This is a genomic window from Methylobacterium segetis (genome assembly GCF_004348265.1).
Taxonomy (GTDB): Bacteria; Pseudomonadota; Alphaproteobacteria; order Rhizobiales; family Beijerinckiaceae; genus Methylobacterium; species Methylobacterium segetis.
Genome location: NZ_SMNT01000010.1, coordinates 52,309 through 74,156, shown reverse-complemented (window position 1 = coordinate 74,156; position 21,848 = coordinate 52,309). Strand labels below are relative to the sequence as shown.

The following is a 21,848-nucleotide window of genomic DNA, read 5'->3' as shown; positions in this document are numbered from 1 at the left end:
CCGCCGCCGCGATACCCTGCCAGAGGCCGGGCAGGCCGAGCCCGAGATGCTCCAGCGCCACGGCGAGGAAGCCGCCGACGAGGCCGGTCGCCGAGGCGAGGAAGGCACCATAGGCGAGGAGCAGGCCCCATCCCGCCAGGAAGCCGAGGCGGCGCCCGAACACGGCCTCGACATAGGCGAAGGCGGAGCCGGCCGTCGCGATGCGCCGGCTGAAGGCGACGAAGGAGAGGCCGATCAGCGCCATCGCCCCGCCGCCGATCAGGAAGGCGAGGGGCGCGGCCCGGCCCGCCGCCTGCGCCGCCAGCGGCACGTTGAAGGCCATGGCGAGCGTCGGTGCGATGATCGCGAGGGAGAGGACGAAGGCCTCGAAGGCGGTGAGGGGGCGTCGCGGGGGCGTCATCCGGCGATCATCGCAAATGGGGCGCCGAATGCGACCGCCCCGGATCCGCGCCGGGCCGGGCGTCGCGGCCCCGAACGGTCGCGGGCCCGGAACAGTGGCGCCGGAGCCGGGGTTGGCCGAGCGATCCCCACGTGTGATCCCCACGTGTGGACGCCGTGCGCATCCTCGGCCGCCGGGAGCAGACAGGTCATGGCCCAGCAGATCCCGATCACGCCCGACAGCCGCGCCGACGATCCCCGCGCCGACGCCGCGCGCGGCGACGAGACCCACGCGATCGCGGACGATCTCGCCTACCGCCGCCTCGTGATCGCGAACGTCGTCTTCGTCGGCCCGTCCGGCGCGGGCGATCGCGGCTGGGTCTTGGTCGATGCGGGCGTGCCCGGCTCGAAGGGCGCCATCACGGAGGCGGCCGCGGCGCGGTTCGGGGCGGGCGCCCGCCCCAAGGCGATCGTGATGACGCACGGCCATTTCGACCATGTCGGCGTGCTGGAGGACCTCGCGGCGGAATGGGACGCGCCGGTCTACGCCCACGCCCTGGAGCGGCCCTATCTCGACGGGAGCGCCGCCTACCCGCCGCCGGACCCGAGCGTGGGCGGCGGCCTGATGGCGCGGATCTCCCCCCTCTATCCGACGCGCCCGGTCGACGTCTCGGGGCACTTACGCCTCCTTCCGGAGGATGGCAGCGTGCCCCCGATGCCGGGCTGGCGCTGGCTGCACACGCCCGGCCACACGCCCGGCCACGTCTCGTTCTGGCGGGAGGAAGACCGCAGCCTGATCGCCGGCGACGCCTTCGTCACGACGGCGCAGGAATCGGCCTACGCCGTCGCCACGCAGCGGCCCGAGATCCACGGGCCGCCGATGTACCTCACGACCGATTGGGCGGCGGCGCACCGCTCCGTCGAGGCGCTCGCGAGGCTCGAGCCGGAGCGGGTCGTCACCGGCCACGGCCGGCCGCTCGCAGGGCCCGAGATGCGCCGCGCGCTCGCCGCGCTGGCCCAGACCTTCGAGGCGGTGGCGGTGCCGAAGCAGGGCCGCTACGTCGAGACCCCGGCGCGCGCGGAGGACGGATCGGCCTATCGCGAGCCCTGAGAGAGCCTCGCCCGTCCGGTCGCCCTCAGCGGGACGGGTGCCGCGTGCCGGTCCAGTACAGGGTCGTGCCGCAGGGCTCGATGCCGGCCTTCCCGCAGGCATTGCCGTGCAGGCCGAGCAGCATCGCGGGGCGGCCCTTCACGTGTTTGAAGTCCAGGCTCCGCACGTTCTCGTCCAGGACCTTCGCGTAGCCGCCCTTCGTGGAGGCGAAGACCTGCATCGTGCAGCCCGCGCTGCCGCAGAAATAGGTCGCGTCGCCGCCGCAGGCGAAGGCGCCGTAATCGAGGATGACATCCTCGATCCCGTCGCCGTTGACGTCCTTCCTCGCGATGAAGCCGGGACGGATCTCGGCTTTTTCCGGCGCGCAGGCTTGGCGCTGCTCCCGGATCGCCGCTTCGACGGGCGCCGGCAGGTCGCCCGCGCGCGACGGGGTGGCGGCCGCGAGGGCGAGAGCCATCACGAGCGCCGGTCCGAGCATGGGCGTCATCGTCGGGCTCAAGAATCGGGGAGCAGGGAGGCGGGGCGGTCGATTCCCGGGGCGGGCCTCAGCCCATCCGGGAGCGCATCTCGGCGCGGTAGGTGTCGATCACGACCCGCCGCCCGTTCCGCTCCGCGTGCCAGAAATCCCACCCGTTGCAGGCCGGCAGGCCCTGGACGAGGGCGCCGATCTTGTGGATCGAGCCGCTGACGGGACCCGCCATCAGGGTGCCGTCCGGCCGCACCAAGGCCTTGAAGCGTCCGCGCGCGTCGGTGAGCGTCTCGCCCGGGCGGACATGGCCCGCCTCGACGACGCTGAGGAAGGGGACGCGCGGCTCGGCGCGCTTGGCGGGCGCGAGGGCGAGCGTCGCCTGGGAGAGGGGCTCGACGGCGGCGATCCGGCGGCGCGCGGCGTCGGCATAGACGGTCTCGCGCTCGATGCCGATGACCCGGCGCCCGAGACGCTTGGCGACGGCGCCGGTCGTCCCCGTGCCGAAGAACGGATCGAGCACCACGTCGCCGGGATTCGTCGCCGAGAGCAGGGTGCGGGCGAGAAGCGCCTCCGGCTTCTGCGTCGGGTGGACCTTCTGGCCGGCGGCGTCCTTCAGCCGCTCCTCCCCCGTGCAGAGGGGGATGAACCAGTCCGAGCGCATCTGGAGGTCCTCGTTGCCCCCCTTCAGCGCCTCGTAATGGAAGGTGTATTTCGCGCTCGGATCGCGCGAGGCCCAGATCAGGGTCTCGTGGGCGTTCGTGAAGCGCTTGCCGCGGAAGTTCGGCATCGGGTTGGCCTTGCGCCAGACGATGTCGTTGAGGATCCAGAAACCAAGATCCTGCAGCACGCTGCCGACGCGGAAGATGTTGTGGTAGGAGCCGATCACCCAGAGCGTGGCGTTGGGCTTCATCACCCGGCGGCAGGCGGCGAGCCACTCGCGGGTGAAGGAATCGTATTGCGATAGGCTTGCGAACTTGTCCCAGTCGTCGTCGACGGCGTCGACGCGGCTCTGGTCCGGACGCAGGAGCGAGCCCTCTCCGAGCTGGAGATTGTAGGGCGGGTCGGCGAACACGCAGTCGACGGAGGCAGCCGGCAGGCTGTTCATCGCGGCGACGCAGTCTCCGATCAGGATATCGTCGAGGGGAAGACGCTGGACGGCGGGTACGAGACCCATCCGTGGCGCCGACGCGAGCCGCCCGGTACGCGAAACTTGTTTCCGGGCGGCGGCGCCGGCGACCACGGTACGCGGGGAAGCCATGGCAAACACCGGTTACGCGACTGACCGGGGCACCATGCTGCGGGTAGGGTAAAGGTCGGGTTGCCGAGTCGAGGAGAATGCGTCTCGATTTGGGGCTGCAGATTTTGCCCAGTCCCGCGCATCATCTCGAACAATCCGACGCCGCACTGCGGTAAGCCTTGCTCTCGCATGCGAAAATCGCTGCCTGTTCACGCCTGTTCTTCGATTGCGCGGATGGGTGCTTTCCGTTGCGCTGACGTGCTCCGACCGGTCGGACAGACAGCGGCCTGATCCCGGATCCCAGCGACATTTCGGGCCACGCCATCGCGAGTGGCGGCCGCGCCGGATGAGCGTGCTGGCCAAGGGTGCAGGCCAAGCGTTGCGGCCGATGCCGGATTTTGTTCCCGCTCCGAGCGGGAGGCAGGGTTTCGCTGCGTGCAGATCTCGGGCGATGAGCACCGGTTTTCGATCGACTTTCGCACTTCTTGCGGCGTCTGCACACCGATGTATTTCGGGAATTTTCCGAAATGGTGGCAAAGATGTCAGATCTTGCCCGATGCTTTCCGGCGGCGAGGCGATTTTTCGCGGGAGATATAGCCTGAATCTCCCCTGAACGCCGTCCCGAAATCGCGTCTCATTTTGGCCGAGATCCGGTTCATTTTCCGCGGCCATCATCAACAACAAGGGAATGCGGGATGCACACGAAGCCCGTTCGTTGGACCGCCGCCGCCATCCTCGGAGCCGTTCTCTCCGTTGCCACCCTGAACGCCGCCTCGGCCCAGTCGGGTGCGGCCTCCTGGTACGGCAGCGGCAGCCGGACCGCGAATGGCGAGCGCTTCAACCCGAACGGGTTGACCGCCGCCCACCGCAGCCTGCCCTTCGGCACCCGCGTCCGGGTCGCCGATTCGCGCACGGGGCGCTCGGTCGTGGTCCGCATCAACGACCGGGGTCCCTTCGTGCACGGGCGCATCATCGACCTGTCCCGCGGCTCGGCCCGGGCGCTCGGCATGGGCGGAACGACCTACGTCTCGCTCCAGGTCCTCGACTGAACCGCGCTCCGGCCGGCGTTGTCCGACGCGCCGGCCGGCCCCATCTGTGCGAGACATCCCAACGAGGACGACACGCACACATGGCCAAGCCCCTCATCGTCGACATCCCGCACGACCTCGGGCGGGACGAGGCCCGGCGCCGCATCGAGACGGGCGTGGAGCAGGGGCGGGCGCTGCTCGCCAAGAGCGGCGTCACCATCGGCAATCTCGCCTGGACCGGCGATCGGCTCGATTTCGCCCTCTCGGCGCTGACGCAGAGCGTCGACGGGCAGATCGATGTCGGCCAGGACAGCGTGCGCGTCGAGGTTCGGCTGCCGCTCCTGCTCGCCCTCTTCGCCGAGAAGATCCGCAAGTCGGTCGGCAAGGAGGGCAATCTCCTCCTCACGAAGAAGTAGGAGACGCGCGCCGCTCCAGAGGAACTGCCTCACCCGGGCGCCGTTGGCGACGAGATCCCCTCCGCACCCAGAGGACCGTCGCGCATGTCGAATCCCGGCCCGATCCCCGAGGCTCCGATCCCGGAGACCCCCTACGAGCCGCCTCAGACCCCGACGCCCGGTCCCGGCCCCGAGATCCCGGGCGAGACACCGCAGGAATCTCCGGGCGGGCGCCCGGCCGAGATCCCGATCAACGATCCGGGCGAATCCCCGCAGATCACGCCCGACCCCGCTCCGACGGGCCCGGCCAACCCGACGGCGTGAGGCGCGCGCCCCTCGATTGTTCGCGGCCGCGCGCACTGTCATAAGCCCGCGATGGCCGCACCCCCGCTCCTCACCCTTCAGGACGTCGCGCTCACCTTCGGCGGCACCCCGCTGATCGAGCGCGCCGAGATCGCGATCGCGCCGGGCGAGCGCGCCTGCCTCGTCGGCCGCAACGGCTCCGGCAAGTCGACGCTGCTGCGCATCGCCGCCGGCCTCCTGGAATCCGACCGTGGCGCGCGCTTCGTGCAGCCGGGGACGACAATCCGCTACCTCGCGCAGGAGCCCGACTTCTCCGGCTTCGAGACGGTGCTCGCCTTCGCCGAGGCCGGCCTCGCGCCGGGCGACGACCCGCACCGCGCCCGCTATCTCCTGGAGAATCTCGGTCTCACCGGGGCCGAGGACCCGCGCCGGCTCTCCGGCGGCGAGGGGCGGCGCGCCGCGCTCGCCCAGGCGCTCGCGCCCGAGCCGGACGTGCTTCTCCTCGACGAGCCCACGAACCACCTCGACCTACCCGCGATCGAGTGGCTCGAGTCCGAATTGAAGACCACGCGCTCCGCCCTCGTCCTGATCAGCCACGACCGGCGCTTCCTCTCGGCCCTGTCCCGCTCCACGATCTGGCTCGACCGCGGCGTCACGCGCCGGATCGAGCAGGGCTTCTCCGGCTTCGAGGCGTGGCGGGACGCCTTCTTCGAGGAGGAGGAGCGGGACCGGCACAAGCTCGACCGGAAGATCGCGGCCGAGGAGGATTGGCTGCGCTACGGCGTCACCGCGCGGCGCAAGCGCAACGTCCGGCGCCTCGGAAACCTGCACGATCTGCGCCGGCAGCGCCGGGAGGACCGGCGCCCGGTCGGCACCGTGACCATGAATTCGACGGAGGCCGAGGCCTCCGGCACCATCGTCGTCGAGGCGCGCGGCGTCGGAAAATCCTACGGCGCCCGGCGCATCGTCGACGGCCTGTCGCTGCGCATCGCCCGGGGCGACCGCCTCGGCATCGTGGGCGCGAACGGGGCGGGCAAGACCACCCTCGTGAACCTGCTGACGGGCAAGCTGGAACCCGATTCGGGCGCCGTGCAGCTCGGCACGAATCTCCGGATGATGCTGCTCGACCAGGCGCGCGCCGTGCTGGAGCCGGGCCAGACCGTCACCGAGGTGCTGACGGGCGGGCGCGGGGACACGGTCTCGGTCGGGGGCCAGAACCGGCACGTCATCGGCTACCTGAAGGACTTCCTGTTCACGCCCGAGCAGACGCGCACGCCCGTGAGCGTGCTCTCCGGCGGCGAGCGCAACCGGCTCCTCATCGCCAAGGCGCTGGCCCAGCCCTCGAACCTCCTCGTCCTCGACGAGCCGACCAACGACCTCGACCTCGAGACCCTGGACCTCCTGCAGGAGATGCTCGGCGAGTACGCGGGCACCCTGATCCTCGTGAGCCACGACCGCGACTTCCTCGACCGCGTCGTCGGGAGCGTGCTGGTGAGCGAGGGGGAGGGGCGCTGGATCGAGTATGCGGGCGGCTACTCGGACATGGTGTCCCAGCGCGGCGCCGGCGTGCAGGCCCGCGAGGCGGCCAAGCAGAAGGCGCCCCCGCGCGAGCGGGCCGCCGCGCAGGATCCTTCGCCCGGGAGCCCCGCCCGGACGAAGCTCGGCTTCAAGGAGCAGCACGAGCTGAAGACCCTGCCGGCGCGGATCGAGAAGCTCGAATCGGCCATCGCCAAGCTCCGCGAGATCCTGGCCGACCCCAACCTCTACGCCCGCGACCCCGGCCGATTCGAGAAGGCGTCGGCGACGCTCGTCGACGCAGAGACCGAGCTCGCTGCCGCCGAGGAGCGCTGGCTGACCCTCGAGATGCTGCGCGAGGCGGCCGGCGCCTGACGCCTCCCGAGTCGAGGTCGAATCGAAAGCCTGATGCAGCCGAGATTAACCTTCTGCCGGACGTTCAACCTACGCGCGATACCTTCTCCGATCTTGTGAAGTCGGCTCTCGATCGCCGATTTCTCGCGCCGGGCGAGCGGAAAGTCTCGGGTTCGACGACGGATTCGTTGCCGGCCTGCAACAGCGCCCTGCAAAGCCTCCTCACGCGGGTTTGAAGGCGCTGATCCATGTTGCCGCGGGCCGGCCCCTCCCTCATGGTACGGCCAAGGCAGGGATGAAGTCCCGCCCAAGGTTCGGCCGATGCCCGTGCGGGGAGGGCCAGACCTCCACGGGGTAAAAGGACGAACGGACAAGCCGGCGCACAACGGAAGCCGGTGCCGACATAACGTCCGGTCCCGAGGGTCTCGAAGCTTTTGGAGGTTTCACTATGAAGCTCGTGAAGAGCCTTCTTCTGGGGTCGGCGGCGGGGCTGACCGTCGTCGCAGGGGCTCAGGCCGCGGACCTTCCCGTCAAGAAGGCCGTTCCTGTCGAGTACGTCCGCGTCTGCTCTGCCTACGGAGCCGGCTTCTTCTACATCCCGGGCACCGAGACCTGCCTGCGTATCTCGGGCCGCGCCCGGTACGAGGTCGGCTACATGACGGACGGTAGCCGTCAGATCGCCGGCGCCGGCGACGCCCTCCAGAACCGCGGCCTGCTGCGCCTCAACCTCGATGCGCGCACCCAGACGGGCTACGGCACGCTGCGCGCCTTCGTCCGCGCCGAGATCGCGAGCCGCACCGGCCAGAGCAAGATGTCCTCCGGCACGCAGCAGCGCATCGCCAACGCCTTCCCGGCCTTCGGCCAGGACACGTTCGGCCGCGTCCAGGAATTCGTCGTCGCCGACAAGGCCTTCGTGCAATTCGCCGGCCTGACCGCCGGCCGCGCCTCGTCGTTCTTCGACTTCTACGCCCACGACTTCGAGATCATCGCCTCGACGCTCGGCTCCGACGTCCCCTCCACGAACCTCCTCGCCTACACGGCGAAGTTCGGCGAGGGCTTCTCGGCGACGATCTCGATGGAAGATCCGATGTTCCGGAAGAACCCGCTCTACTCGCAGGCCGCGGGTCCCGCGGCCGGCGCCGGTACGGCGGCCGCCTTCTTCCAGGGCACGACCGCTCCGACCCCGATCATCATCTCGCGCAACGCCGCGGGCGTGGTCACCGGCGTCACCCAGATCGACGCCGTCGAGCGCTCGCGCATGCCCGACTTCGTCGGCGCGCTCCGCTACGATGCGGCCTGGGGTTCGGCCCAGCTCTCGGCTGCCGTCAAGGACGTGAACGTCGGCGGCCCGCTCGCGAACTCGACCTTCGTCGGCGGCGCGGCCGGAGCCCGCATCGCGACCAACGCCTTCGCCGGCGCTCAGACCGCCTACGGCTGGGCCGTCCAGGGTGGCGTGAAGGTCAACGCGCCCTTCATCGCCCCCGGCGACGCCCTCTACCTGCAAGGTGCCTACGGCGAGGGTGCCTCGATCTACACGGGCTACACCGCCTTCACCGGCACCTACATCAACCAGACCTCGGTTTACGGCGGCAACCCGTTCAACCAGTGGCTGGCCGACGCCGTCGTGAACCCGAACACCGGCCGCATCGAGCTGTCGAACAGCTTCACGGTGGTCGGCTCCTACCTCCACTACTGGGCGCCCGAGTGGCGGTCGGCCTTCTTCGGCAGCTACGGCGAGATGCGCTTCCCGTCCGGCGTCCGTGCGGCCCTGGCCAACATCGGAACCGCCGCCGGCACGCTCACCAACGGCGCGACCACCTACACCACGACCAACCTGATCACCTCGGCTCCGGGCACCCTCGGCTTCGGCCTCAGCCCGGTCCTGCGCGACACCTATCAGGTCGTCGCGGGCGCCAGCCTGATCTGGTCGCCGGTGAAGGATCTCGATATCGGCGCCGAGGCCCAGTACATCCGCGTCGGCACGCTGAACGGCCGTGTCGCCAACGCCGACCGCACCACCGCGGCCAACGGCGTGGCGGGCGCCCTCTACAGCGTCACCAAGGAAGACACCTTCCAGGCCCGCTTCCGCGTGCAGCGCGACTTCTAAGTCGCCGCATCGGGCGAGCCCCGCGCTTCAGAACCCCGGCCGAGAGGCCGGGGATTTTTCGTTGACCGACCGCAGGATTGCGGGGATGGCCTTCAAGCTGCCGTGAAGGCAGCGTCCACTCGACCGACGCCGAGGCTCATCATCGGACGCATCGTGGTCTCCCTTCTTCCCTCTCCCACGGCCCGCCGGCGCCACGGCTGGCTGCTCGGCCTGCCCCTCCTCGGCCTGGTCTGGGTCGCGGCCACTCTCCACGCGCAGCCCGAGGTCGAGCGCGCGGTCGAGGCATCCGCGCGGGCGGCGTCCTCGGGCCAGCAGGATGCGGTGGACGCGAGCGGGGAGACGTGGTTTCGCCTGACGGGGCAGGGGCGGGACCTCGTCGTGAAGGGCGACGCTCCGGATGCGGCCTCGCGCGAGCGGCTCCTGCTGCGCCTCGCCGGTGCGGGGGCCCCGCGGCGGGTCCTGTCCGCCATCGGGCTCGTCGAGGAAGTCTCGCCCTTCGTCTGGACCGCAACCCGGACCCGCGAGGACCGGATCGACCTGTCCGGCAGCCGGCCGGCCGAGATCGGCCGCACCGCCCTCGACGCGCGGCTGAGGGCGGAACTGCCGGCCTCCGTCGCCCTGGCCGACGAGGCGCGCGCCGTTCGCGGCGGCCCTCCCGATTTCCCGTCCGTGGCGGCCTTCGCCCTGGCGCGGCTCCAGGCCCTGGCACCCGGCGGCGTCGCGACGGTGCGCGACACGACGCTCGGCCTCGAAGGTGAGGCGGCGGGGCCGGACAGCTACGAAACCCTGCGCGCGGACCTCGCGAACCTGCCCGCCGGCTACAGTGCCGGCCGTGTCGAGATCCGGCCGCCCCGCGTCGCCGAGTTCCGCTTCGGCGTCGAGCGGCGGGCGGATGGCGGCCTGACGCTGACGGGCAACGTGGTCTCCGAGACGGCCCGCACGCTCCTGCGCAAGGCGGCCCAGGAGGTCGCCGAGGGCGCCTCCGTCGAGGATCGCACGCGCACGGCGCGGGGACTCGGCGAGGGCATCGATCCGGAGGCCCTGACGCGCTTCACCCTCCAAGCTGCCGGGTTGCTGCGCGAGGGCAGCGTGACCTTCGACGGGGCTCGCCTCTCCGCCGCCGGCAGCGCCGTGGACGGGCAGGCGGTGGCCGAGATCGGGGTCCTGCTGCGCGAGCGCCGCCCGCAGGGTGTCGCGCCGGGCAGCCTGGACCTGCGCGCCGCGCCGCTCTCGCCCTACCGGGTGACCCTCCGGCGGGACGGCGACGGCCTCACGCTCGCCGGGCACCTCCCGGACGCCGCCGCGCGCGAGCGCGTTCTCGCCGCGATCCGCCCCCGGTTCATCCGCGAGCGCATCGTCGATCGCACGCGGCTCGCGGAGGGCGCGCCCCCCAATCTCGTCGCTGCCCTGGAGACCGCGATCCCGCAACTCGCGCTCCTCGCGAGCGGCGAGCTCGCCGTTGCCGACCGGGACATCGCCCTCACCGGGACGAGCCTCTATCCGGAGAGCGGCCGCCGCCTGCGCACGAGTTTCCCGGCGGCGCTTCCGGCCGCGTGGCGGGCCACCGCCTCGGTCAGCACGCCGGGTGCTCCGGAGCGGCGCGAGATCGATGCCTGCCGGCGCGACCTCGCCGCCGAGACGCGCGCCCATCCGCTGCATTTCGCGCCCGGGAGCAGCGCCTTCGCCGCGGATTTCTATCCGGTGCTCGACGCCATCGCCGCCCTGGCCAAGCTCTGCCCCGATCTCCGGTTCGAGGTCGCCGGGCATCTCGACCCGCCGGGCAGCCGGCGCGAGACGCCGTCCGCCGACGCGGGCGCCGTCCAGACGACGGCCTCGATCGACAAGGACGCGGCGAAGGAAGCCGCAGGACGCAGCGCGCCCGGCAAGGATGCCGCCAAGGGCAAGGATACTGCCCACATCAAGGAGGCCGCCCCCGGCAAGGATGCGAAGGCGGGCAAGGCCGCCGCCGACAAGAACGCCAAGGCCGCCAAGGGCGCCAAGCCCGCCGAGGCTCCCGTTGCCGAGTCGGAACCGGACATCGCCCGCCTGCGCGCGCAGGCGATCGTGGATTACCTCCTCCAGGCGGGTGCCGCGGCCGATCAGGTCGGCGCGGCCGCCGGCGCGCCCGAGGCCGGCGCGCAGGCCATCGTCTTCACGCTGCGGGGGTGAGTGGGATGGATTCGGTGACCCTGCTTCTCGGAAGCCTCTGGCCCGGTCTCGCCGCCGGCCTCGCCCTCGGCCTCTGCGCCGGCTGGCTCGGCGGCTGGCCGCGCGGCGCCGCGGCCGGGCTCGGGCTCCTCACCGCCGCCTCGCTCCTCGGCGCGGTCGCCATGGCCGGGCTGGTGCCCGGGGAGGCGGGCTTCTGGACGGAGAGCGCGGCGCTGATGCTCTGGACCTATCTCGGCGGCTGCGCCCTCGGAGCCCTCGCGCGCGGTGCGCGCAGCGATCACGAGCCGGCCGCCGGCGCGTAGATCGCGATCATCCCCCGAGGCCGGCCCGGACCGGCGCTCGTCAGCCCCTCAGCGCGCGCCGCGCTGCAGGTCGCCCTCGATCAGGAGCGCGCTCTTGCCATCGAGGCGGTTCCGGTAGACCTGCAGGTTCTCCATCACCCGCTGAACGTAGTTGCGGGTCTCCGTGAAGGGGATGCGCTCGACCCAGTCGATCGCGTCGACCTGCCCCTTGCGGGGGTCGCCGTAGGCGTCGATCCACTTCTTCACGTTGCCGCCGCCCGCGTTGTAGGAGGCGAAGGCGAGGATGTAGGAGCCGCGCCAATCCTCCATCAGCTCGCCGAGATGGGCTTGGCCGAGGCGGGCATTGTAGGCGGGGTCGCTCGTGAGCCGGTCCTGGTCGTAGCTTGTGCTCACGCGCTTGGCCGTGCGCTGGGCGGTGGCCGGCATCATCTGCATGAGGCCGCGGGCGCCGACGCCCGATTGCGCCCGCGGATCGAACTGGCTCTCCTGGCGGGCGATCGCGTAGACCATCGCCCGCTCGACCAGGGGCACGGCGGAGAAGGCCTCGAAGGCCGGGATGCCGATCGTCGGGTAGGCGTGGGCATCGAGCGGCAGGCCGCGCTGCACCGCGAGCTTGCCGATGGCGACGAGGGCGCGGGCATCCTTGAACTCGGTCGCGAGGTCGCCGAGCGCCTGCAACTCGCTCGGGTCGGTGAGTTTCTGCGCCGCGTCGATGTAGAGCGGCAGCGCGAGTTCCTTGAGCGAGGCCTCGCCGAGGAGGCGCAGGGCGCGCACGCAGAGGCGCTGGTCGAAGGCCGCGCGGGCGGCCGCGTCGAGGGGGGCGGGGCTGCGCAGGGGCAGGCTGGTCTGGCCGAGCTTCGCCCGGGCGAGCTGCCCGTAATAGGCGATCGGCTGAAGGGCCGCCCGCTCGTAATAGGCCTTGGCGTCGGCGGGCTGGTCGAGCACCTCCGCGGCCCGGCCCTGCCAGTAGGCGGCCCGCGCCACCGAGATCGGGGTCTCGGCGATATCGGCGGCGCGCCGGAAATGCAGGCTCGCGGCGACCGCGTCGCCCCGGAAGCGCAGGGCGATCCAGCCAGCGTGGAACTCGGCCTCGATCCGCTTCTCGACGGTGCGCGCGCTGTGGCCGCTCGCCACCGCGTAGGCGGTCCGGGCGTCGCCGAGATCCATCAGCTTGCGGGCGACGATCCGGCGCTCGACCCACCACTCGTCCCCGTCGGCGAGGACGTCGGGGTTCGTGGGCGCGGCGGCGAGCAGCGTCGCCGCCTCCCCCGTCCGGTCCGCCCGGCGGTGATACTGCGCGCGGGACAGGATGTAGGACGAATCGCTGCGCAGGCTCGGCGGCACGGCGTTGAGCGCGGCGAGCGCGCCCGAACTCTTGTCCTCGACCGCCCGGCGCGCCCGCACCAGCGTCGCGTAGGAGCCGCCCGCCTGGGCCGCCGCGCGGCCGGCCGTCTCCCAATCCTCCTTCAGGAGCGCGCGCTCCATGCGGTAGCGGTGGTCCGCCCGGCCGAGCACGCCGGGAAACGCGTCGAGCACCTTGGCTTCGAGGGTGCGCCCGAACGTGTCCTCGCGCCACAGCTCGCGGACGAGCGTGGCGGCATCCTCGTTCAGCCCCTCCGCCCTGAAGGCGAGGGCGAGGGCGAAACGGCCCGGGGCGCTCGACGGCTTCGAGGTCGCGAAGAAGGCGCGTACCGTGGCGGGGCTCTTCCGCTCGGCGAGCAGCGCCTCCTCGGCCCGGCGGCGCAGGAGCGGGCCGGCCGGCCAGTCCGGGTTGGTCCGCTGGAAGGCCGTGACGCGCTCGAAGCCGATCCCGGCGCCGGCGCGGATCGCCACCCATTCGAGGAGGGCGCGGGCGGCGGGGTCGGCGAAGCCGTCGCGCAGGCGGTCGCCCTCCGAGACCTTGCCCTTGCGGTAGAGGTCGATCGCCTGGCGCAGCTGCGTCACGTCGGTCTCGCCGCTGCGGGCGGCGCGGGCCGGATCGGGCAGTTCCGGCACGGGCGCGGCCGGCGTCATCCCGGCATCGGGGAGCGGGAAGGCGATCGGCGCCTCCGGATCGGCGGAGGCGTAGGAGGTGGCCGCAGGCGGCACGGCCTTCGCCGGCGGCGATTCCTCGGTGCCCGTCTCGACCCGGAGGGCGTCCGCCGCGACCGGGTCGGCCGGCTTCGCGTCGGAGACCTGGGCGGAGGGCGCCGTCGCGTCGCTCGCGGGCGGCGTCGGCTGCGAGGCCGGCTCGCTGGCCGGCGCCTGCTGCGCCGCGGGCAGCGTCGCGGCGAGGGCGACGCCGGCCAGGGTCGCGCCCGCCATCAACGTGAGGGCGAGGGCCGCCAGCGGGGGCCGGGAGAGTGTCGCCATGGCTCGGATCAGTCCCCGACGGGAGGGCGCATGTCCCAGGCTCGCCCCTCCTCCGTTAAGAAGTCATTAGCTGCGTCCGCAGATGGTTTGCGCGCGCGGTAGGGAAGCCCTATGTCTGCGCCGCTCCTCGCGGGGAGCGGCCGGGCATCCGGCGAGAGAGCAGACCGACGGCTGGGAACGCCAGGATGACCGAGACACACCCGCGCCTTCGCGGCTCGATGACCGCGCTTGCGACCCCGTTCCGCGAGGGCGCCTTCGACGAGGCGGCCTTCCGCGCCTTCGTCAGCTGGCAGATCGCGCAGGGCACCCACGGTCTCGTGCCGGTCGGCACCACCGGCGAGACGCCGACGCTCAGCCATGCCGAGCACGACCGCGTCGTCGAGGTGTGCATCGACGAGGCCGCCGGCCGGGTGCCGGTGGTGGCCGGCGCCGGCTCGAACTCGACCGCGGAGGCCGTCGAGCGGGCGCGTCATGCGGAGCGGGCCGGGGCGGACGCGGTGCTCATCGTCACGCCCTACTACAACAAGCCGACGCAGGACGGGCTGTACGCCCACTTCAAGGCCGTCAACGACGCGGTCGGCATCCCGATCATCATCTACAACATCCCCGGCCGGTCGGTGGTCGACATGAGCGTCGAGACGATGACGCGCCTGTTCGAGCTGAAGAACATCGCCGGCGTGAAGGACGCCACGGCCAAGCTCGACCGTGTCAGCCTGCAACGCCAAGCCATGGGTGAAGATTTCATCCAGCTTTCTGGCGAAGATGCGACGGCTTTGGGGTTCAATGCGCACGGAGGCCGCGGCTGCATCTCCGTCGTCTCGAACGTGGCCCCGCGTCTCTGCGCCGATCTGCAGGAAGCGACGCTCGGCGGAGACTACGCGAAGGCCCTGCGCATCCAGGACCTTTTGCTGCCGCTGCACACGAGCCTCTTCCTCGAGACCAACCCGTCCCCGGTGAAGTACGCTCTCGCCCGCCTCGGACACATGCGCGAGGACGTCCGCCTGCCGCTGCTGCCGGTGAGCGCCGGCACCCGCGCCATCGTCGATGCCGCCCTGCGCCACGCCGGGTTGCTCGAGGGCTGATCGGCCTCGCCGCGCGCGGGCGCGAACCCCATATGGACCGGCCCGGCCGCACCTTGGCGGCCGGCGTGAGACGAAAGCGCGATGGCCCCGAAACCCGATCCGTCCCGCCGCGTCGTCGCGGACAACCGCGCGGCGCGCTTTCACTACGCCATCATGGAGACCCTCGAGGCCGGCATCTCGCTGACCGGCACGGAGGTGAAGTCCCTGCGCAACGGCAAGGCGACGATCGGGGAGGCCTATGCCGGACCGTCCGGCAACGACCTGATGCTGTTCAACGCCTACATTCCCGAATACCTCGAGGCGAACCGCTTCAACCACGACACGAAGCGGCCGCGGCGCCTCCTCCTGCATCGCCGGCAGATCGACAAGCTGATCGGCGCCACCCAGCGGCAGGGTTTCACGGTGGTCCCGCTGAAGATCTACTTCAACGAGCGCGGCCGGGCGAAGGTCGAGCTCGGCCTCGGCAAGGGCAAGCAACTCCACGACAAGCGCGAGACCGCCAAGCAGCGCGACTGGGAGCGCGACCGGGCCCGCCTCCTGCGCGACCGGGGCTGAGAGGCGGGCTGGGAGCGAGCGCGGACGGATCCCGAGCCGCCCACCTCTCCCAAACGGGAGAGGTCGCATCCCTCACCCCAGCCCTCTCCCGAACGGGAGAGGGTGTGCGTCGCGCTCTCCTCGCCGCCCGCGGCTCCGGCGGCTAGGATGAACGCCCGCGCGGAGGCTCTCTCATGGAACCGGACTTTCTCAGCCTGCCCCCGGACCTGCCGGTGCCGGAGGATGACGGGGCGGCGGCCCATCTCGTCGGTCGGCGGCTGCCGAACGTGTCGCTCGAGGCGACCGATGGCGGGCGCGTCACGCTCTCCGCTCTCGCCGGGCGCAGCGTCGTCTACGCCTATCCGCGCACCGGCGAGCCGGGGCGCCCGAACCTCGTTCCCGATTGGGACCTGATTCCGGGCGCGCGCGGCTGCACCCCGCAGACCTGCAGCTTCCGCGATCATCACGCGGCGTTGCGCGCCCTCGGCGTCGCCCACCTGCACGGGCTCTCGACGCAGACGAGCGCCTACCAGCGCGAGGCGGCGGAGCGGCTGCACCTGCCCTTCACGCTGCTGGCCGACCCGCATCTCGCCTTCACCAAGGCGCTCGGCCTGCCGACCTTCGTCGCGGCCGGACAGACCCTCCTGCGGCGCCTGACGATGATCGTCGACGAGGGCGTGGTGACGAAGGTGTTCTACCCGGTCTTCCCGCCGGATCGCAGCGCCGACGACGTCCTCGCTTGGCTGCGTGCGCCGGACGCCTAGACCTCGCCGGATTCGTCGGGCGCCGGCCCCTGGCGGATACCGTAGCGGCTCTCGAGGCCCGGATTGCTGCGCGGCGGCGCCCGATCGGCGAAGTCGCGGGACGGGCGCCCATTCTCGCCGGCGGGCCGCGTATTCCGCTCACCCGGATCGCGCCCGACCTTGGGCATCAGGTGGACGAGGTCGACGAACTCGTCGGCCTGCCGGCGCAGGTCGTCCGCGATCATCGCGGGCTGCGTCTGGATGGTCGAGACCACCGTCACCCGGACGCCGCGGCGCTGCATCGCCTCGACGAGCGAGCGGAAATCGCCGTCGCCCGAGAACAGGATCATGTGCTCGATATAGGGGGCGAGCTCCAGGGCATCGATCGCGAGCTCGATGTCCATGTTGCCCTTGATCTTGCGACGGCCCATCGAATCCGTGAATTCTTTCACGGGTTTCGTGACGACGCGGTAGCCGTTGTAGTCCAGCCAGTCGATCAGCGGGCGAATGGAGGAATATTCCTGATCCTCGATCATGGCCGTGTAGTAGAAAGCCCGGATCAGATTGTCCCGGCTCTGGAATTCCTTCAGCAAACGCTTGTAGTCGATGTCGAAGCCGAGTGATTTCGTTGTCGCGTAAAGATTGGCGCCGTCGATGAAAAGGGCGCTTCGTTGTTGTGTGCTCATGGCGCGGTTCGCCTGTTCTGAAAAAATGGATCGATCGAAGGGATTTAATGGCTCTGGGCTTCGGCAATGCGCGGCCGTTTCAGATGGGTGCCTGACGCCCGGGAGATGAATGGCTGAGTGGAATGTTACCGACTGAAGTCTTGAAAAACGATTGCGACAAAGATTGTGCGCCAAGCTTTTCGAGTAAAAAGGCGTTCGTTTCTCGGCCGACTTGCTTGGTGAACCTGCAAAGAGCTTTGGAAGCCGGATTCGCGCGTGTCAAGCCGCGCCCATGACAATGTCATGTGCAGGTGCCGGGAGCGGATGCGGGCATTTGCGCGCCCGAAACCTGAGGTTACCTGCGCGCGCTCGCTCCCAGCCGGAGGCGGGCGCAAAGGGAGCCTCGGACAGAGGCGTCAGGCGAGCGGTATGGCGCGGCTGCCCGGCTTCACCGCCGGGATGGCAGCGAGGTCCGGCGGCAGCGCGTCGGCCGGATAGGCCGGGATGTCGAGGGTCACGAGGGAGAGCAGCGGCACGCCGATCGCGCCGCGCCCGCCCGAGCGGTCGATCAGGCAGGCCGCGCCGACGATCTCGCCCTCCTGGTCCCGGAGCGAGGCGAGGCATTCGCGTGCCGACAGGCCGGTCGTCACGATGTCCTCGACGATGACGGCCCGGGTCCCTTTCGGAATCGCGAAGCCGCGCCGGAGCTGGAAGGGGCCGCCCGGCTCGCGCTCGACGAAGATCGCTCGGGCGCCGAGATGGCGCGCCGTCTCGTAGCCGGGCACGATGCCGCCGATCGCGGGCGAGACCACGATGTCGATCGCGCCGAAGCGCGCGCGGATGGCCTCGGCGAGCGCCCGGCACAGGCGCTCGGTCCGCGGCGGCTCGGAGAAGATCGCCATCTTCTGCAGGAACACGCCCGAATGCAGGCCGGAGCTGAGGACGAAATGCCCCTCCAGCAGGGCTCCGGCATTCCGGAATTCTTCGAGCACCTGCTCCGGCTTCATGGGGTCGCGGCTCCGCGGCGGGGGATCACGGGCCGCTTGTGGCAGCGGCGAAACGGCGAGGCAAGCGGAGCGGCCCTCAGCCGTTGACCCGGTCGACCCGGCTGACCGCGCGCTTGCCGCGCAGTTCCGCGACGATCGCGTTGAGGTGCTGCAGGTCCCAGACCGAGAGATCGATCACGATCTCGGTGAAGTCCTGCGTGCGCCGCTTCATCGAGACGTTGTCGATGTTGCCGTCGTGGTCGGCGATCACCTGCGCGATCTGCGCCAGGGTACCGGGCTCGTTGATCGATTGCAGGGCGATGCGCGCCGGGAAGCGCTCGCTCGATCCGGCCTCCACGTCCCAGCGCACGTCGAGCCAGCGGTCGGGCTCGTTGTCGAAGGCGGCGAGCGCCGCCGACTGGATCGGGTAGATCGTGACGCCGATGCCGGGGGTGAGGATGCCGACGATGCGGTCGCCCGGCACGGCGCCGCCGTTCGGGGCGAAGCTGACGGGCAGGTCGCCGTCCAGCCCCCGGATCGGGATCGCGTCCGATTGCCCGTCCTCCGCGGCGCCGTTCCCGCCGGGAAAGGTGAGCCGCATCGTCTGGTCCTTCGAGCGGGTGAGGCGGCCGGCCCCGTTCGCGGGCGGCTGCTGCACGGAGGCGCCGCCGGCGCGCCGCTCGTCCTTGTAGTCGGGATAGACCGCCTTCACGACGTCGCCCGAGAACATCTCGCCGCGCCCGACCGCCGCGAACACGTCCTCCGTCGAGCCGCGGGCGAGGCGGGGGAGGGCACCCCGCAGCTTGTCCTCGGAGAAGCTCTTGCCCGCCCGCTCGAAGGCGCGGTCGAGGATCTGGCGGCCGAGGCCGGCATATTGGCGGCGCACGGCCGAGCGCGTCGCCCGCCGGATCGCGGCGCGGGCCTTGCCGGTGACGACGAGGGATTCCCAGGCAGCGGGCGGCGTCTGCCCGTCGGAACGGGCGATCTCGACCTCGTCGCCGTTGGCGAGCTCGTGCAGGAGCGGCGCCATCCGGCCGTTGATCTTGGCGCCGACCGCCGTATTGCCGACATCCGTGTGGACCGCGTAGGCGAAGTCGATCGGCGTCGCGCCCCGCGGCAGGGCGATGAGCCGGCCCTTGGGCGTGAAGCAGAAGACCTGGTCCTGGAACAGTTCGAGCTTGGTGTGCTCCAGGAACTCCTCCGGGCTGTCGCCCTCGGCGAGCAGCTCGATCGTGCGGCGCAGCCACTGGTAGGCGCCGCTCTCCGTGGCGAGCTTCGGGTGGATCGAGCCGTCGCCGGCCCGGTTCGCCTCCTTGTAATGGGCGTGCGCCGCGATGCCGTACTCGGCGATCTCGTCCATCTCCGCGGTGCGGATCTGCAATTCGACGCGCTGGCTCTTCGGCCCGATCACCGTGGTGTGGATCGAGCGGTAATCGTTCTGCTTCGGGGTCGAGATGTAGTCCTTGTAGCGGCCCGGGACCATCGGCCAGCTCGTGTGGACGACGCCGAGCGCGCCGTAGCAATCGGCCACCGTGTCGACCACGACGCGGAAGCCGAAGATGTCGGAGAGCTGCTCGAAGGCGACCGACTTGCGCTCCATCTTCGACCAGATCGAGTAGGGCCGCTTCTGGCGCCCCGACACCTCCGCGGTGATGCCGCGGGCGCCGAGCTTGGCCGTCAGGTCCTGCTCGATGCTCTCCACGAGCCGCTCGGACTTCGCCGAGAGATCGGTGAGGCGCTGCGTGATGGTGGCGTAGATCTCGGGCTTGAGATTGCGGAAGGCGAGGTCCTCGAGCTCGTCGCGCAGTTCCTGCATGCCCATGCGGCCGGCGAGCGGCGCGTAGATGTCGAGCGTCTCCTCGCCGATGCGGATCCGCTTCTCGGGCGGCATGTGGTGGAGGGTGCGCATGTTGTGCAGGCGGTCGGCGAGCTTGACGAGGAGCACGCGCACGTCCGCCGCCACGGCCAGCAGAAGCTTGCGGAAGTTCTCGCCCTGGGCGGCCCGCTTCGAGACGAGATCGAGCCGCTTCAGCTTGGTCAGCCCGTCGACGAGGGCGCCGATCTCGGGGCTGAACAGCTCGCGGATCTCGTCGAGGGTGGCGGCGGTGTCCTCCACCGTGTCGTGCAGCACCGCGGCGACGATCGTCGCATCGTCGAGGCGCAGATCCGTGAGGATCGCCGCGACCTCGAGGGGATGGGCGAAGAACGGGTCGCCGGAGGCGCGCTTCTGCGTGCCGTGGGCCCGCATGGCGTAGACGTAGGCGCGGTTGAGCAGGGCCTCGTTCGCGGCGGGGTTGTAGCGTTTCACCCGCTCCACGAGTTCATACTGGCGCATCATCCGCCGACGGACCCTTCCCCTGCTTGCAATGCCGCGCCGCGAGACCGCGGCGGTCGCTGTCCCGCGCGATCGGGCGGCAAGTCTCCCGCATCGCACAGGCGCGCGCCAGACCCTCGGCGTCGCAGAGGCGCCGAATTCGGCCGGAAACGAGAAAACCCGGCCTCGCGGCCGGGTTTCGAGACAGGGAGCCTGTCCGTTCCGGCTCAGTCGCCCTCGTCGTCGGTCTCCACCGGCGGGGCGAGGTTCTCCAGGCCGCGCAGGAGGTCCTCCTCGCTCATCCGGTCGAACTGCACCGCGCTGTCGTCGCTGGAGGCGGCCTGCGGGGCCACCGCCGCGGCGGCGGGCGAGGAGGAGAGCAGCGGCACGGTCTCGGCCTCCGGCTCGTCCACCTCGACGTATTTCTGCATCGAGTGGATCAGCTGCTCCTTGAGGTCGTCCGCCGTGATGGTCTCGTCGCCGATCTCGCGGAGCGCCACGACGGGGTTCTTGTCGCGGTCGCGGTCGACGGTGAGCGGCGCGCCGGCGGCGAGCAGACGGGCGCGGTGGCTGGCCAGCAGGACCAGCTCGAAGCGGTTCTCGACCTTGTCGATGCAGTCTTCAACGGTGACGCGAGCCATGGGCGGCGGCTCCTTCCTGGACTTAAGACGCGAGGATTTTCGGAGATGATCGCGCGTCTTACACCGGTTGGCGCCATGCAACAAGCTGAACGGTGGCGGCGATTTGTGCGCTGCATTGTTGACACCCGAGGGCTTGCGATGCGACTGCGCCGCGCTTTCTCAAGCCTTCAGAGCGACGAAGGGCGGCTCTCCATGACGCGAGCACTCATCTTCCCCGGTCAGGGCAGCCAGGCGGTCGGCATGGGCAAGGCGCTCGCCGAGGCGCACCCGGCCGCCAGGGACGTGTTCGCCGAGGTCGATGCCGCGCTCTCGCAGAACCTGTCCCGGATCATGTTCGAGGGGCCGGTCGAGGAGCTGACGCTGACGGCGAACGCCCAGCCCGCCCTGATGGCGGCGAGCCTCGCGGTGCTGCGCGTGCTGGAGGCCGAGCGCGGCCTCGACCTTTCCCGGGACATCGCGAGCGTGGCCGGCCATTCGCTGGGCGAGTACTCGGCGCTGGCCGCCGCCGGGACCTTCTCGGTGGCGGATGCGGCCAAGCTCCTGCGCATCCGCGGCGAGGCGATGCAGCGGGCGGTGGCGCCGGGCGAGGGCGCCATGGCGGCGCTGATCGGCGCCGAGTTGGAGGCTGCCCGCGAGATCGCGGCGGAGGCCGCAGAGGAGGCCGCAGGGGGCGGGGTCTGCGACGTGGCGAACGACAACGGCGCCGGTCAGGTCGTGCTCTCCGGCCACAAGGCGGCGGTGGAGCGGGCCGTGTCCATCGCCCAGGGGCGCGGCATCAAGCGGTCCGTGCTCCTCAACGTCTCCGCCCCCTTCCATTGCAGCCTGATGGGCCCGGCGGCCGACGCGATGCGCGAGGCCCTGGGCGCGGTCCGCGTCGCCGCCCCGATCATTCCCGTCTACGCGAATGTCCGCGCCGCGCCCGTGACCGATCCGGAGGCGATCCGCGCCGCGCTCGTCGAGCAGGTGACGGGCACGGTGCGCTGGCGCGAATGCGTCGCCGCCATGGCCGGGGCAGGCGTCGACACGTTCTACGAGCTGGGTTCCGGCAAGGTGCTGACCGGCCTCGTCAAGCGCATCGTGCCGGGCGCCGCGGCCAGCCCCGTCGGGACGCCGGACGACGTCGCGGCCTTGCCCACGCTCTGACCATCCGCCACACGCGAGGG

The 21,848-nt window shown here is 71.1% G+C and carries 19 protein-coding genes and 1 pseudogene; 12 read left to right on the top strand and 8 right to left on the bottom strand.

Annotation, left to right across the window (positions count from 1 at the left end; translation table 11 throughout):
- Positions 1-400 (bottom strand): annotated as a pseudogene (locus E1J50_RS04525) (APC family permease); the annotation flags it as partial.
- 189 nt (positions 401-589) lie between these two features.
- On the opposite strand from E1J50_RS04525, the gene E1J50_RS04520 reads away from it, so the two are divergent.
- Entirely contained in the window at positions 590-1,489 is a 900-nt protein-coding gene (locus E1J50_RS04520; RefSeq protein ID WP_132250842.1) for an MBL fold metallo-hydrolase, read from the top strand.
- A 25-nt stretch (positions 1,490-1,514) separates the two neighbouring features.
- Here E1J50_RS04520 and E1J50_RS04515 read toward each other — a convergent pair whose 3' ends face one another.
- A complete protein-coding gene (locus tag E1J50_RS04515) occupies positions 1,515-1,967 on the bottom strand; it encodes a hypothetical protein (protein WP_245516428.1) in 453 nt (150 codons plus the stop codon).
- Between the two features lie 67 nt (positions 1,968-2,034).
- Positions 2,035-3,216 (bottom strand): site-specific DNA-methyltransferase, encoded by a 1,182-nt coding sequence (locus E1J50_RS04510; protein ID WP_132250839.1) that lies wholly within the window; start codon positions 3,214-3,216, stop codon positions 2,035-2,037.
- 674 nt (positions 3,217-3,890) lie between these two features.
- Here E1J50_RS04510 and E1J50_RS04505 point away from each other — a divergent pair.
- The 7 genes from E1J50_RS04505 (at position 3,891) to E1J50_RS04475 (ending at position 11,368) form a co-directional block, all read left to right on the top strand.
- Positions 3,891-4,244: a septal ring lytic transglycosylase RlpA family protein gene (locus E1J50_RS04505; protein WP_132250836.1), complete on the top strand. Its 354-nt coding sequence runs from the start codon at positions 3,891-3,893 to the stop codon at positions 4,242-4,244.
- Between the two features lie 80 nt (positions 4,245-4,324).
- Positions 4,325-4,639: a polyhydroxyalkanoic acid system family protein gene (locus E1J50_RS04500; RefSeq protein ID WP_132250834.1), complete on the top strand. Its 315-nt coding sequence runs from the start codon at positions 4,325-4,327 to the stop codon at positions 4,637-4,639.
- Between the two features lie 84 nt (positions 4,640-4,723).
- A complete protein-coding gene (locus E1J50_RS04495; RefSeq protein WP_132250832.1) occupies positions 4,724-4,942 on the top strand; it encodes a hypothetical protein in 219 nt (72 codons plus the stop codon).
- A 51-nt stretch (positions 4,943-4,993) separates the two neighbouring features.
- Positions 4,994-6,811, top strand: coding sequence for an ABC-F family ATP-binding cassette domain-containing protein (locus E1J50_RS04490; protein ID WP_132250830.1), 1,818 nt, complete (start codon positions 4,994-4,996; stop codon positions 6,809-6,811).
- A gap of 427 nt (positions 6,812-7,238) precedes the next feature.
- Positions 7,239-8,897: a porin gene (locus tag E1J50_RS04485; RefSeq protein WP_132250828.1), complete on the top strand. Its 1,659-nt coding sequence runs from the start codon at positions 7,239-7,241 to the stop codon at positions 8,895-8,897.
- Positions 8,898-9,050: 153 nt separating this feature from the next.
- On the top strand, positions 9,051-11,066 hold the full coding sequence (locus tag E1J50_RS04480; RefSeq protein ID WP_207919148.1) for a hypothetical protein: 2,016 nt from the start codon (positions 9,051-9,053) through the stop codon (positions 11,064-11,066).
- Between the two features lie 14 nt (positions 11,067-11,080).
- Entirely contained in the window at positions 11,081-11,368 is a 288-nt protein-coding gene (locus E1J50_RS04475; protein ID WP_132250826.1) for a hypothetical protein, read from the top strand.
- Between the two features lie 48 nt (positions 11,369-11,416).
- Here the strand turns inward: E1J50_RS04475 and E1J50_RS04470 are convergent, their stop codons facing one another.
- Complete coding sequence (locus E1J50_RS04470; protein ID WP_132250824.1) at positions 11,417-13,720, bottom strand: lytic transglycosylase domain-containing protein; 2,304 nt, start codon at positions 13,718-13,720, stop codon at positions 11,417-11,419.
- A gap of 185 nt (positions 13,721-13,905) precedes the next feature.
- Between E1J50_RS04470 and dapA the strand changes: the two genes are divergently transcribed.
- The 3 genes from dapA (at position 13,906) to E1J50_RS04455 (ending at position 16,100) form a co-directional block, all read left to right on the top strand.
- A complete protein-coding gene (gene dapA / locus E1J50_RS04465) occupies positions 13,906-14,802 on the top strand; it encodes a 4-hydroxy-tetrahydrodipicolinate synthase (protein ID WP_132250822.1) in 897 nt (298 codons plus the stop codon).
- Positions 14,803-14,883: 81 nt separating this feature from the next.
- Positions 14,884-15,357 (top strand): SsrA-binding protein SmpB, encoded by a 474-nt coding sequence (gene smpB, locus E1J50_RS04460; protein ID WP_132250820.1) that lies wholly within the window; start codon positions 14,884-14,886, stop codon positions 15,355-15,357.
- A 173-nt stretch (positions 15,358-15,530) separates the two neighbouring features.
- A complete protein-coding gene (locus tag E1J50_RS04455) occupies positions 15,531-16,100 on the top strand; it encodes a peroxiredoxin (protein WP_132250818.1) in 570 nt (189 codons plus the stop codon).
- On the opposite strand, the gene E1J50_RS04450 is transcribed toward E1J50_RS04455, so the two are convergent.
- From E1J50_RS04450 to rpoZ, 4 genes are all read right to left on the bottom strand, one after another.
- The gene (locus tag E1J50_RS04450) at positions 16,097-16,765 is read right to left on the bottom strand and encodes a LabA-like NYN domain-containing protein (protein WP_132250858.1); all 669 of its coding nucleotides are present in this window, start codon (positions 16,763-16,765) and stop codon (positions 16,097-16,099) included. The two genes, E1J50_RS04455 and E1J50_RS04450, sit on opposite strands and share 4 nt — an antisense overlap.
- A 395-nt stretch (positions 16,766-17,160) precedes the next feature.
- On the bottom strand, positions 17,161-17,751 hold the full coding sequence (gene pyrE, locus E1J50_RS04445) for an orotate phosphoribosyltransferase (protein ID WP_132250816.1): 591 nt from the start codon (positions 17,749-17,751) through the stop codon (positions 17,161-17,163).
- A gap of 76 nt (positions 17,752-17,827) precedes the next feature.
- Entirely contained in the window at positions 17,828-20,068 is a 2,241-nt protein-coding gene (locus E1J50_RS04440) for a RelA/SpoT family protein (protein ID WP_132250814.1), read from the bottom strand.
- A gap of 203 nt (positions 20,069-20,271) precedes the next feature.
- Positions 20,272-20,685 (bottom strand): DNA-directed RNA polymerase subunit omega, encoded by a 414-nt coding sequence (gene rpoZ / locus E1J50_RS04435; protein WP_109890881.1) that lies wholly within the window; start codon positions 20,683-20,685, stop codon positions 20,272-20,274.
- A gap of 192 nt (positions 20,686-20,877) precedes the next feature.
- Here rpoZ and fabD point away from each other — a divergent pair, with 192 nt between their 5' ends.
- Positions 20,878-21,828, top strand: coding sequence for an ACP S-malonyltransferase (fabD, locus tag E1J50_RS04430; protein ID WP_132250812.1), 951 nt, complete (start codon positions 20,878-20,880; stop codon positions 21,826-21,828).
- Positions 21,829-21,848 lie beyond the last annotated feature (20 nt).